The sequence below is a fragment of the Pseudonocardia hispaniensis genome (assembly GCF_042658695.1).
GTDB classification, from domain to species: Bacteria; Actinomycetota; Actinomycetes; order Mycobacteriales; family Pseudonocardiaceae; genus Pseudonocardia; species Pseudonocardia hispaniensis.
In genome coordinates this window covers 1-12,120 of sequence record NZ_JBHSQW010000044.1, presented here as the reverse complement: position 1 = coordinate 12,120, position 12,120 = coordinate 1, and the positions used below count along the sequence as shown (strand labels likewise).

At 70.9% G+C, this 12,120-nt stretch carries 11 protein-coding genes; 6 read left to right on the top strand and 5 right to left on the bottom strand.

The annotated features are described in order from the left end of the window. The first annotated feature begins 55 nt into the window (after window positions 1–55). The 3 genes from ACFQE5_RS20240 (at window position 56) to ACFQE5_RS20230 (ending at window position 3,144) form a co-directional block, all read left to right on the top strand. A complete protein-coding gene (locus ACFQE5_RS20240; RefSeq protein WP_379587277.1) occupies window positions 56–868 on the top strand; it encodes an ArsR/SmtB family transcription factor in 813 nt (270 codons plus the stop codon). Between the two features lie 156 nt (window positions 869–1,024). Then, window positions 1,025–2,095, top strand: a complete 1,071-nt coding sequence (locus tag ACFQE5_RS20235; protein WP_379587276.1) for a maleylacetate reductase — start codon at window positions 1,025–1,027, stop codon at window positions 2,093–2,095. A gap of 245 nt (window positions 2,096–2,340) precedes the next feature. Next, the gene (locus ACFQE5_RS20230) at window positions 2,341–3,144 is read left to right on the top strand and encodes a hypothetical protein (RefSeq protein WP_379587275.1); all 804 of its coding nucleotides are present in this window, start codon (window positions 2,341–2,343) and stop codon (window positions 3,142–3,144) included. A 4-nt stretch (window positions 3,145–3,148) separates the two neighbouring features. Here ACFQE5_RS20230 and ACFQE5_RS20225 read toward each other — a convergent pair whose 3' ends face one another. Then, window positions 3,149–3,589: a hypothetical protein gene (locus tag ACFQE5_RS20225; protein ID WP_379587274.1), complete on the bottom strand. Its 441-nt coding sequence runs from the start codon at window positions 3,587–3,589 to the stop codon at window positions 3,149–3,151. A gap of 221 nt (window positions 3,590–3,810) precedes the next feature. Here ACFQE5_RS20225 and ACFQE5_RS20220 point away from each other — a divergent pair, with 221 nt between their 5' ends. Beyond that, complete coding sequence (locus ACFQE5_RS20220) at window positions 3,811–4,836, top strand: 6-phosphofructokinase (RefSeq protein ID WP_379587272.1); 1,026 nt, start codon at window positions 3,811–3,813, stop codon at window positions 4,834–4,836. A 27-nt stretch (window positions 4,837–4,863) separates the two neighbouring features. Here the strand turns inward: ACFQE5_RS20220 and ACFQE5_RS20215 are convergent, their stop codons facing one another. From ACFQE5_RS20215 to ACFQE5_RS20200, 4 genes are read right to left on the bottom strand one after another with little or no spacing between them, the layout of a single operon-like run. Then, the gene (locus ACFQE5_RS20215; RefSeq protein ID WP_379587270.1) at window positions 4,864–5,487 is read right to left on the bottom strand and encodes an isochorismatase family protein; all 624 of its coding nucleotides are present in this window, start codon (window positions 5,485–5,487) and stop codon (window positions 4,864–4,866) included. Next, the gene (locus tag ACFQE5_RS20210; RefSeq protein WP_379587268.1) at window positions 5,484–7,355 is read right to left on the bottom strand and encodes a hydantoinase B/oxoprolinase family protein; all 1,872 of its coding nucleotides are present in this window, start codon (window positions 7,353–7,355) and stop codon (window positions 5,484–5,486) included. The genes ACFQE5_RS20215 and ACFQE5_RS20210 overlap by 4 nt, the downstream gene beginning before the upstream one ends. A gap of 3 nt (window positions 7,356–7,358) precedes the next feature. Beyond that, window positions 7,359–9,464, bottom strand: a complete 2,106-nt coding sequence (locus ACFQE5_RS20205; RefSeq protein WP_379587266.1) for a hydantoinase/oxoprolinase family protein — start codon at window positions 9,462–9,464, stop codon at window positions 7,359–7,361. After that, window positions 9,461–10,129 carry a GntR family transcriptional regulator gene (locus ACFQE5_RS20200; protein WP_379587264.1) on the bottom strand — a complete coding sequence of 223 codons (669 nt, stop codon included), beginning with the start codon at window positions 10,127–10,129 and terminating at the stop codon, window positions 9,461–9,463. Before ACFQE5_RS20200 ends, ACFQE5_RS20205 begins: the two co-directional genes overlap by 4 nt. A gap of 104 nt (window positions 10,130–10,233) precedes the next feature. Between ACFQE5_RS20200 and ACFQE5_RS20195 the strand changes: the two genes are divergently transcribed. Beyond that, window positions 10,234–11,130: an isocitrate lyase/PEP mutase family protein gene (locus tag ACFQE5_RS20195; RefSeq protein ID WP_379587262.1), complete on the top strand. Its 897-nt coding sequence runs from the start codon at window positions 10,234–10,236 to the stop codon at window positions 11,128–11,130. A gap of 372 nt (window positions 11,131–11,502) precedes the next feature. Beyond that, window positions 11,503–11,928, top strand: coding sequence for a nuclear transport factor 2 family protein (locus tag ACFQE5_RS20190; protein ID WP_379587260.1), 426 nt, complete (start codon window positions 11,503–11,505; stop codon window positions 11,926–11,928). The last annotated feature ends 192 nt before the right edge of the window (window positions 11,929–12,120 follow it).

Genomic DNA, 12,120 nt, shown 5'->3' with positions numbered 1-12,120 from the left:
CGTTGGGCTGCCTATTTTGAAGGCAGCCCAACGGCTGCGTATTGGGGTGGCGAGGATGGACGAGGTGTTCAGGGCGCTGGCCGATGCCAACCGCCGCCGGCTGCTGGACAGCCTGCATGCCCGCAACGGGCAGAGCCTGCGAGAACTGTGCACAGGGCTGGACATGGCCCGCCAGTCGGTCAGCAAGCACCTGGCGGTGCTGGAGGCGGCCAACCTGGTGACCACCCTGCGGCGGGGCCGGGAGAAGCTGCACCACCTCAACGCGGCCCCGATCAATGCCATCGCCGAGCGCTGGATCGACAAGTACGACCGCGAGCGGGTGCGCGCACTCGCCGACCTGAAGACGGCATTGGAGGCCAACCCGATGGAGCACAACGAGTTCGTCTACACGACCTACATCAAGACCACGCCGCAACGGCTCTGGCAGGCGCTGACCGACCCCGCCTTCACCCGCCGCTACTGGGGGGTCGCCTTCGAGACGGACTGGCGGGCCGGCTCGACGATGTCCTGGGAGCTGAACGGAGCACGAATCGCCGACCCCGCCCAGGTCGTCCTCGAGTCCGAGCCGTACCGCCGGCTGTCCTACACCTGGCACTCCATCACCCCGGAGTTCGCCGAGGCCGTCGGGGTGAGCGACGAACTCCGCGCCACGATCGCCGCCGAGCGCCGCTCCCAGGTGAGCTTCGAGATCGAACCGCTCGGGCAGACCGTCAAGCTGACCGTGATTCACGGCGACTTCGAGCCCGGGAGCACCGTCCTGGACATGATCCGTGGAGGCTGGCCGCACCTGCTCTCCGGCCTCAAGACCCTGCTCGAGACCGGCGAGACCCTTCCGGCGAGCGAGGACCCGGTTCCGCAGGGGGCCTGATCCAGGTCGCGGATCACCACGCGGGTCGGCCCGCCACTGCCTGGCATCGGCGTTCAACCAGCAGTCCGACCGAGTACGTCCGGATCGGCAACCAGGCCGGGTCCGACGCGTCGCCGACCGGTGGACGACCGGGCGCGCGATCGTCACGCTGATCGGATGCGCGACTTCGAGTACGAGGTGCTGCACGCACGGATCGTGTTCGGCGCGGGCGCCACCCGGACCCGGCTCGCCGCCGAGGTCGAGCGGCTGGGCAGCGGCAGGCTGCTCGTGATCTGCAGCGAACGCGACACGGCGCTGGCCGACGCCCTCACCGCGCCGTTCGCCTCGCGCGTGGCGGGGCGGTTCATCGGTATCCGCCAGCACGTCCCGCTGGACGTCGCGACGCGGGCCCGCGCCCACGCCGTCGAGATCGCCGCCGACGGGATGCTCTGCATCGGTGGCGGCTCGGCGACCGGGACCGCGAAGGCCGTCGCGCTCACCACCGGGTTACCGGTGCTCGCGGTCCCGACCACCTATGCCGGCTCCGAGGTCACCCCGATCTGGGGGCTCACCGAGGGTGGGCGCAAGACCACCGGTACCGATCCCGTCGTGCTGCCGCGCATCGTCGTCTACGACCCGGAACTGACCCTCGGCCTTCCGGTCGAGCTGTCGGTGACCAGCGGCTTCAACGCGCTGGCGCACTGCGTCGACGCGCTGTGGGCGCCGCGGCGCAGCCCCATCGGGATGCTGGTCGCCGAGGAGGGGATCCGGGCGCTCGGCGCCGGGTTGCCGGTCGTCGCCGCCGATCCCGCCGATCTGGGTGCCCGCTCGGACCTGCTCTACGGCGCCTACCTGGCGGGAACCGCGCTCACCGCGGCCGGATCCGGGTTGCACCACACGATCTGCCACGTGCTGGGCGGCGCGTTCGACCTGCCCCACGCCGCGACCCACGCCGTCGTCCTGCCGCATGTGCTTGCCTTCAACGCCCCGCGTGCCCCCGAAGCGGTGCGGCGGATCGGACGCGCGCTCGGCACGGACGACCCCGTCGCCGAGCTGCGGGCGCTCGCGGCGCGCCTGGGTGTCCCGCGCGGGCTGCGGAAACTCGGCCTGCGCGCGGAGCAGGCCGACGAGGCGGCCCGGCTGGTCGCGGACGCCGCCCCGGCGGGCAACCCGGCCCCGGTGGACCTCGCCGCCATGCGCACGTTGTTGCGGGCGGCCTGGTCGGGCGGGCCCGCGACGACCGGATGACCCCGACTCGGTCACGGAAATACCCCGACTCGGTCACGGAAATACCCCGACTCGCGGGATGCCGCTGAGCGCGTAGGCCGGACCGCCCGTCACACCGAGTGCGAGGGTTCGTGATCGGAGCGTGACCACTGGGCTACAGTCCATTTCCGGATCACGACGGCCCGGCTCCCCGACGGACGAGGATTCCCCGATCCGACCGGCCAACCCGGATGTCCGCCCGGGCCGGACGATCCGGAAGGCAGGTCGTGTCCCGGCACCGCTCCCCCGGCAGCCGGCGCGCGCGACGCGGCCTTGCCCCGGCTTCCGTCGGGGTCTCGGTCGCGGCGCGGCACGCCGCGCTGAACAGGTCTCCCGCGGCCAACGCCGCGATGTCGGCCGCCCTCACCGGGGGCTGCCTGGCGCTCGCCGCTCCGCTCGTCGCGCTGACCGGACCGGTCGACTCCGCGGCCGACGCCACCGTCCTGCGGCTGGCCGCCGACAGCGCTCCCGCCGCACTGCCCGTCGTGACCCACCCCGCCGACCGCGGCCTGCGGGTCGTACCTGTGGCCGCCCGGGGCGACGACGACCCACCCGCCGCAGCCGACGCGGCCGGCCTGATCAAGGCTGCCGGGCTGGCCGATGTCGCGCGCCGCGCCGAGCAGGAGCGCGCCGCCCGCGACGCCCGCGTCCGCTGCGCCGTCGACCTCGCCGGACTCGGCCCGGTGAAGCCGTGGGTGGCGCGGGCCGCACAGTTCCTGTCGTGCCTGTACGGCCACCCCGACCTCATCGGCGTCGCCGGTCGAAGCCGCGCCTCCGACCATCCATCGGGCCTGGCGATCGACCTGATGGTCCGTGGCGATCGGGGCGACCGGATCGCGCAGTGCGCCCTGCGCAACAAGAAGGCGCTGGGCATCACCTACGTGATCTGGAAGCAGCGGATCAACTACGGCGACGGCTGGCAGCGGATGGAGGACCGCGGCAGCGCCACCGAGAACCACTTCGACCACGTGCACATCTCGTTCAGCCGCACCGGTCCCGCCGCCGTCCCGGACCCAGACGTGTGCCGGTGACCGGTCACCGCGCGGCGTCGTGTCCCGGCACCCGCGGCCGCCACAGCGACGCCTTCAGCTCCGCCTCGTACACGTGCCGGCGCCCGGCCATCGTGTCGTCGCGGACGCCGCGCTCGATCTGCCGAAAGAGCCGGTAGTAACCGTCGTCGAACTCCTCGACGATCTGGAAGGTCCATCGACCGGGTAGCACGTTGCAGCCGAGCAGCTCGTTCCTGATCCGCTCGGCCCATTCGTCGTGGCCGGTCGACCGCAGCCCCTCGACGACGTCCTGCAACATGCCGTGGGCACCACCGATGAGCTGGTGAAACTCATAGAGCGCACCCCGCGCCCGCTCCACGGTCTCCAAGGCCTCGGAGAGTCTGCCCACGGTGGCGACGAGTTCGTCACCGGCCCCGTCCGGGCGGGCGTGGGCGGGGTCGCTGGCCTGCCTGTGGTCATCCGTCACGATCGCCGGTACCCAGGGACGTCCCGCTCCAAACCAGCCTGCGGCACCGCCTGGTCCACTCGGTCGGCTGCCCGGTCACCGGGGAAGGGCCGCGGGTGGTCGCGAACGGCGATCATCGGGATGATCGGTGAAGGACCGGGCCGCGGCCCACCCAGCGGACGGTCCGGATGAGCCGCTAGCGTGGCCGGTGCACGAGCTTCTGTATCGATGGAGGTCATCAGATGCGCGTGGGTGTGCTCACCGGGGGCGGGGACTGCCCCGGCCTCAACGCCGTCATCCGGGCGATCGTTCGCAAGGGGGTACCCGAGTACGGCTTCACGTTCCTCGGGTTCCGCGACGGCTGGCGCGGCCCGCTCGAGGCGTTGACCAAGCCGCTGGACATCCCCGCGGTGCGCGGCATCCTGCCCCGCGGCGGGACGATCCTCGGCTCGTCGCGGACCAACCCGTTCGCGGTCGAGGACGGCGTGCAGCGGATCCGCCGCACCCTGCAGAACCTCGGTGTCGACGCGCTGATCGCGATCGGCGGCGAGGACACCCTCGGCGTGGCGGCGAAGCTGCACGAGGCCGGGGTCAACATCGTCGGAGTCCCGAAGACGATCGACAACGACCTCGCCGGCACCGACTACACCTTCGGCTTCGACACCGCGGTCAACATCGCGGTCGATGCCATCGACCGGCTGCACACGACCGCGGAGTCGCATCACCGCGCGCTGATCGTCGAGGTCATGGGCCGGCATGCGGGGTGGATCGCCCTGCACGCCGGGATGGCGGGCGGCGCCAGCGCGATCCTCATCCCCGAGGTGCGCTTCGACGTCGACCAGGTCTGCAAGTGGGTCGAATCGCGCTTCCAGCTCGAGTACGCACCGATCATCGTCGTCGCCGAGGGGGCGATCCCCAAGGAGGGCGAGGCGGTGCTGCACTCCTCGGCCACGGACGCGTTCGGGCACGTGCGGCTCGGCGGGATCGGCGACTGGCTGGCCCACCAGATCGAGGAACGCACCGGTAAGGAGGCCCGCACCACCGTCCTCGGGCACGTGCAGCGCGGCGGCACGCCGTCCGCCCGAGACCGGTGGCTGGCCACCCGGTTCGGCCTGCACGCCATCGACGCGGTCGCGCAGGGCACGTGGGGCCAGATGACGGCGCTGCGCGGTCCGGACATCGTGACGGTGCCGCTCTCGGAGGCCACGAAGAAGCTCAAGGTGGTCGACCCGGCGCTCTATGCCGAGGCCGAGGTCTTCTTCGGTTAGCCCGCGCCGTCCCGGGAGGCCGGTGGTTCAGGGCCGGGTGGAGAGTCGGGTGAGCGCCGCGGACAGGTCGACGACGTCGGCGTACTTGGCGTCGAGGTCGGCGAGGTTGTTCGCGTGCAGCGCGGGGGTGCGGTCGGCGCAGGCCTGGCGGACGACCTGCGGGCGGAACCCGTGGCTCAGCGCGTCGGTCGCGCTGGCCCGGACGCAGCCGGAGGTGGACACGCCCGCGATCACGACGGTGTCCACGCCCGTGGCGTGCAGCGTGGCGGCCAGCGAGGTGCCGAAGAAGGCCGAGGCGTACTGCTTGACCACCACCGGCTCGCCGGGCGCGGGCTTGAGCGGTGGCGCGATCTCGCCCCAGTCACCGTCGGCGTCCTCGGCGAAGGCGCCCAGCGCGGGGACCTTGCGGAGGAACAGGCCGCCGTCGGCCAGCCCCGGGGTATAGCGCACGACGGTCCACACGACCGGGTACCCGCCGGCGCGGGCGGCGTCCACCAGTTCGGCGCACGCCGCCAGCGCCGGGCCGGGCTCGGGCAGGGCGAACGGGCCGTCCGGTTCGGCGTAGGCACGGACGAAGTCGATCACGACCACGGCCGGGTGGGTGCCCCAGCCCAGCCGCCCGGAGAACCCCGGCCCGTGGGGCGCGCTCACGTCCACACCGGACGCCGGGGAGCGGGCAGGCCGGTCTCGGCCTCGCAGCGTTCCAGCAGCTGCTCGAGCGGCGGTCCCATGTCGAACACGGGCAGCTCGGCGGGCCGGGCGGCGCGCATCTGTTCCCGCAGGGTGTCCGTCGCGGCCTGGTCGACCGAGCCGTCGACCGTGAGCACAACACCGTAGCGGCGGGCCCCGTCGACCGTGACCAGCCCACGGGCCACCTCGAGCGCGACGAGCGCGGGGTCGCGTTCGAGCGGGTCGCCCCACCCGCCGCCGCCCCAGGTGACGAAATGCAGCACGTCACCGGGGAAGACCGGCACGTCGTGGCACTTGCTGGGCAGCACCTCCCGCTCCCCGGACGCACGCTCGATCCACTTGGTGCCGCGCGCCCCGGGCGCCCCGCCGTTGACCCCCCACGGGTAGGTGAGCCAGCGGTCGTCGTGGATGGCGATGGTGCCCGGCTCGGCAAAGCGGTAGGCCACGTCCACCCCGTTGCCGCCACGGTGCAGCCCCGGGCCGCCGGTGTCGGCGACGGTTTCCCAGCGCTCGATCCGCAGCGGGTAGTACGACTCCAGGTACTCGCACGGGATGTTGACGAAGCTGGGCCACAGCGAGTGCCCGTCGGGCCCGTCGCCGAGCGGGCGGCCGGGGATGCCGCCGAAGCCGATCGAGTACAGCTGGAACCATTCGCCCTGGCGCGCCCCGTCGGAGTAGTAGCCCGAGTACATGAAATGCGGGCTCGAGGAGAACCCGGCGGCGTTGAGCAGCGCCGGGTTGGTCTGCCCCAACAGACCTCCGAACAGGTCGAAGACCCGTCCGATTCCGTGGTTGCGCCCGTTGAGCGAGGCCGGATGCCGCGGCTTCCAGTACGAGCCCTCCGGGATGGTGACCTCGACCAGCGGGTAGAAGCCGTCGTTCCACAGAATCTGCGGATCGGCGACGGTGATCATGTAGATCCCGAAGAACATCCGGGTCAGGTTCTCGTTGATGTAGTAGTTGATCGGCCCGGCCGCCTGCGGGCTGGAGCCGGTGAAGTCCAGGTGGACCTTCTCCCCGGTGCGGGTCAGCGAGAGCTTCAGCTCGTAGGGACCGTTGCCCACGCCGTCGTCGCAGATGTAGTCGGTGAACGAGAGCGTCCTGCCCTCCTCGAACACCGCCTGCAGCAGCACCTTCATCGCATCGTAGTTACGTTGCAGCAACGCATCGAGCGCCGCGAGGTAGGTACCGGTGCCGAACCGCTCGCACATCTCCACCACGCGGCGTCCGGCGGTGCGGCAGGCCGCGACCAGCCCGCCCAGATCGGCGCGGTTCCAATCCGGCATCCGCACCTGGTTGAGGATGATCCGCAGCGCATCCTCGTTGAGCTCGCCGTTGCGGTAGAGCTTGAACGGCGGGATGACCACGCCCTCTTCGTAGATCGTGCGCGCGTCGGTGGGCATCGAGCACGGCGTCTTACCGCCCACATCGGACATATGCCCGAACATCGACGCCCACCCCACGACACGGCCCTCATGGAAGATCGGCATCACCACCAGCCAGTCGTTGGCATGGCTGATCGCCGCCCCGCAGGCGTACGGATCGGATGTCAGCAGCACGTCGCCTTCCTCGACGGTGTCGTCGAAGCCGTCGAGGAAGTCGGGAATGGACAGTCCGAACTGGCCGACGACCATCTTCCCGCTCGGGTCGCCGATCAGCGGGAACTCGTCGTGCTGCTCACGGATGCCCGGGGACAGGGCGGTGCGGTACAGCACCTCGTCCATCTCGTAGCGGGCGTTGCGCAGCCCGTTCTCGATCAGGTCGAGGGTCACCGGGTCCACCGTGGTCCGCTCGATGGCATCGGTCGCGGTTTCGATGATCCTTGCCAACCTTCAGCCCTCCACCGGGTTACTCGTGTCGATCGCGGCCTCCGGCCAGATGAGCAAGCTGCCCGAGGGGTGCACGACGGCCGCGTGGCCGGGCAGCACGAGGGTCGTGGAGTCCATCTCGGTGACGATCGCCGGGCCGGTGACCACGTCACCGGCGCGCAGCGTGGCGCGGTCGTAGACGTGCGCCGCAACCCGGCCACCCTCGACGTAGATCGGGTGGGTGTCCACCCGCGCGGCCGCCGGGTCGCCGTCGCCCGCCGGTAGCCGCACCGTGGCGACCGACGGCTTCGGCCCGGTCACCGTGGCCCGGGCGTTGACCAGCTCGTGGTCGACCTTCAGCAGGAACGAGAACAGCCGCTCGTGCTCGGCGTCGAACCGCGCGGCCAGCTCGGCGAGCGGGGTCCGCGGCTCGGGTACCTCGATCGGTATCTCGAAGCCCTGGCCGTGGTAGCGGACATCGACCTGGTAGGTCACGGTCTGGTCGGCGCGGTCGAGGCCCTGCCGGGCCAGCCGGTCCCCAGCCTCGTCGGCGAGCTCGCCCAGGATGGCGGCCAGGTCGTTCTCCCCCAGGTCGCCGAACCGCTCGAGCACGGTACGCGCGGCCTCGTCGCGCAGGCTCGTCGTCGCGTCGCCGAGCGCGCACAGCACCCCCGGGGACGGCGGCACGATGACCGGCCAGGCCCCGGTGAGCCGGCCCAGCGCGTTGGCGTGCAGCGGTCCCGCGCCGCCGAACGCGACGAGAGCGAACTCGCGCGGGTCGAAGCCCTGTTGCACCGAGACCAACCGCAGCCCGCCGAGCATGTTCTCGTTGACGATGTCGACGATCCCGGCCGCGGCCGCCTCGACCGACTCCAGGCCCATCGCCTCGGCGACCTTCTGCACGGCCGCCCGCGCGGCGTCGACGTCGAGGCTGATCTCGCCGCCGGCCAGGGTGGACGGGAGGTAGCCGAGCACGACGTTGGCGTCGGTGACCGTGGGCGCGACCCCGCCCCTGGCGTAGGCGGCCGGCCCGGGATCCGCGCCGGCCGACTGCGGCCCGACCCGCAGCGCCCGGGTCAGCTCCGGCACGTGGGCGATCGACCCGCCGCCGGCCCCGACGGTGCGCACGTCGACGCTGGAGGCGCGCACCGTCAGGTCTCCGACCCTGGTCTCGCGGCCGATTCGCGGAGTCAGGTCCTGCACCAGCGCGACGTCGGTGGAGGTGCCGCCCATGTCGAAGGTGATCAGATCGCGGTACCCGCACTGCTCGGCCACCCATACCGCCCCGGTCACCCCGCCGGCGGGACCGGACAGCAGCATCGTGACCGGCGCGTCGATCGCCGCCGACGCCGCGGCCAGCCCGCCGTCGCTGCGCAGGATCGCCAGCTCGCCGGGAACCCCGCCCTCGGCCAGCTGGTCGGCCAGGTTCTGCGCGTACCTGCGGACCTGCGGCTGGACGTAGCTGTTGGCCACCGTGGTGACCGTGCGCTCGTACTCGCGAAGCTCCGGCAGCACCTCCGAGGACAGCGACACCGGCACACCGGGTAGCTCCTCGGCGGCGATCCGCGCGATCCGCCGCTCGTGCGTCGGATCGGCAAACGAGTTGATCAGCGAGATCGCCAGCGCCTGGATTCTCCGCCCGGCCAGCTTCTTGAGCTGCGCGCGCACGTCGTCCTCGTCCAGGGCGCGCACCACGGTGCCATCGGTGCCGATGCGCTCATCGACCTCCACGGTGTTCTCCAGCGCCGCCAGCGGCTCCGGCTTGGGCCAGATGATCCAGCCCGCCAGCCCACCCGGGACGTACGAGCGGGCGATCTGCAGGACCTGCCGGAACCCCCTGGTGGTGACCAGCCCGACCGTCGCCCCCTGGCCCTGCAGGATCGCGTTCGTCGCCACCGTGGTGCCGTGCAGCACCTCGGTGACCTGCGTGAGCCCGATCCCGGCCGCCGCGCAGACCCTGGCGATGCCGTTCAGCACGCCCACCGCCTGATCGTCCGGTGTCGAGGCCGTCTTGGCCTGCCAGGTAACCCCGCTGGCCTCCTCGACCAACAGCACGTCGGTGAAGGTGCCGCCGACGTCGACCCCGAGTCGAAAGCTCTGCGTCGCTGATTCGGTCGCGCGCTCACTCATACGTCCTCCTGCTGCTCGCGGGCGGCCCGAACCATCACGGCCCGGGCATTGTGGATGTGCGCGGTCATGACGGCGCGCGCCCATTCCGGATCGCCGGCGCGCATCGCGGCGACGATCTCGCCGTGATGCGCGAGGCTGCGGCGCAGCGATGCGTCGTCGTAGGTGTGGAAGTTGCGCAGCACGATCGGTGCGTGCACCGCCCCCGCCAGCACGGTGGCGAGCGCCGGGTGAGCGGCCAGCGTGACGAGCCGGTCGTGGAACTCGCGATTGAGCGGGACCAGGGCGTCCAGGTCCTGGCCGGGTCCCGAGCTGCCGACCTCCACCATCCGCGCGGCGAGCGCGGCGAGCGCGGCAATGTCGTCGGCCGACGCGCGGGGCACGGCAAGCGCGGTGAGCCGCGGCTCCAGGACCGAGCGCAGTTCGAACACGCCCTCCAGCTCCGCGACGCTCCAGCTCATCACGCGAGCACCCCGATTCGGGACGATCTCGACCAAGCCTTCGACCGCCAACCGGGTCAGCGCCTCCCGAACCGGGGTGCGACTCACGCCGAGGCGCTCGGCGAGTTCGACCTCGCCGAGTCGGGCACCGGCCGCGAACTCGCCACGAAGGATGAGATCCCGCACCGCCACCACCACTCGCTCGGCCGAGGTCATGGTCCGCGTCACCCGACACCTCACTTTCGGATTGTGTGCAATCTAGGGGCAACGTGGTTCCATAGGCAATGCTCACTGCGGAGAATTAGACAGTTCTGCATACAAGGAGGCCCTCCGTGGGACATCTACTGGGACGCCGAACGGCGCCGGCAGCCCGGCTGCGCGAGCTACTGGCCGCGCCCGATCCGCTCGTGGCACCCGGCGCATACGACGCGCTCTCCGCGAGACTCGTCGAACAGGCCGGCTTCGCCGTCGCGTACATGAGCGGATTCGGCAGCACCGCCTCCCTCATCGGCCGCCCGGACATCGGGCTGCTCTCCGGTACCGAAATGATCGACAATGCCCGGCGCATCGTGGCGGCGGTCGATATCCCGGTGATCGCCGACGCCGACACCGGCTACGGCAACGCCCTCAATGTCCTGCGCACCGTCCAGCTCTACGAGCAGGCCGGAGTCGCCGGCATCCACCTGGAGGACCAGGCGACGCCCAAGAAATGCGGACACATGGGCGGCAAGGAGGTGATCCCCTGCGCCGAGATGGTCGGCAAGATCCGTGCCGCCGTCGCCGCCCGCCGCGATCCGGCGTTCGTCCTCATCGCCCGCACCGATGCCGTCGCCGTCGAGGGCCTGGACGCCGCGATCGCCCGCGCCCGCGCCTACGCCGCCGCCGGGGCGGATGCCCTGTTCGTCGAGGCACCGACCAGCGAGGTCGACATCGCCCGCATCGCCAACGAGCTGAGGGGGGTGGCACATCTGGTGTTCAACTGGGCCGAGGGTGGCCGAACCCCCCCGATTTCGCTCGCCCGGCTCGCCGAGCTCGGTTTCTCCCTCGTGCTCTACCCCATCGGCACGCTGCTCGCCGCCACCGCCGCCGTCCGCGCCCTGCTCGAGACGATCCGCACCGACGGCACACCCACCGCCGCGCTGCCCGGACTCCCCACCTTCGACGCCTTCACCACCATGATCGGCCTACCAGAGGTTCACGAACTGGAGCAACGCTTCGCCGGTGAATGACCGCCTTCGACCACGCACCGGCCCATCGCGGAGGTGGGCGCCGGCCACCCCTTGATTTCCGCCCCGCTTCTCCGCGCGCCGGCAATCCGGTTGGCTCCATCGGATACACAACCGGCCCCGCTTCCGCGACGTGCTGGACGCGTCGACCGACCGGCACCGCGCGACGCGAACCCGGAGCGGCACCGCCCACTGCCACGCGGGGCCAAAATGTATGCAATTACAGATGGCTCTCCCGCTTGACAGGATGGAACCTCGTCGGGGACGCTGCCCGTACGGCTACTTGCATACAATGCAGGCGCTGCCTTCTCGCGCCCACGCCACGTGCCACCGAGCCGGAACGACCGACGAAAAACCCGCGACAGGGAGGTCGCCATGAGTTCGTTGCTGCTGCCCAGCACGGCCACGGGAGCCACCACCTACGGCTATCTGATCGACATGGTCGAACGGTACTTCGATGCCGTCGACAAATACGACCTCGACGGCGTCCTTTCATGCTTCAACGAAGAAGCGGTGGTGACCATCCAGACTGCGCACTCGGTGCACAGTGGCCGGGACGATGATGTGCGCCAGATGTACATCGAGTTGTTCGACAACTACAAGCGAAATATGCGCCATATTCATTTCCGGCATGTCGTCGACCCCGACAACAACCGGATCGCCAGCCAGTTCGAGGTCGAACTGACAGACAACGACGGCAACCAGATCACTCTGACGAACTGCAACTTCTTCTACCTGGAAAATGGGCGGTTCAGCCGAGTGTACATTTACATGAGCGACGGAATGAACGTCCTCAACTGACCGATGGGACGCTGTGCCCGGACATCCGGATCCACGGTGGTCCGCGTGCTGTCGGCGATGGCCAGGCGTGGCCGGGGAAGGCTAGAGTGTGTCCCGTGGATCTTGGGTGTCGGATGCGGTAGGCAGGTGTGGTGCTGGATCGTCACGATCTGACCGACGCCGAGTGGGCGCGTCTGGAGCCGTTGTTGCCGG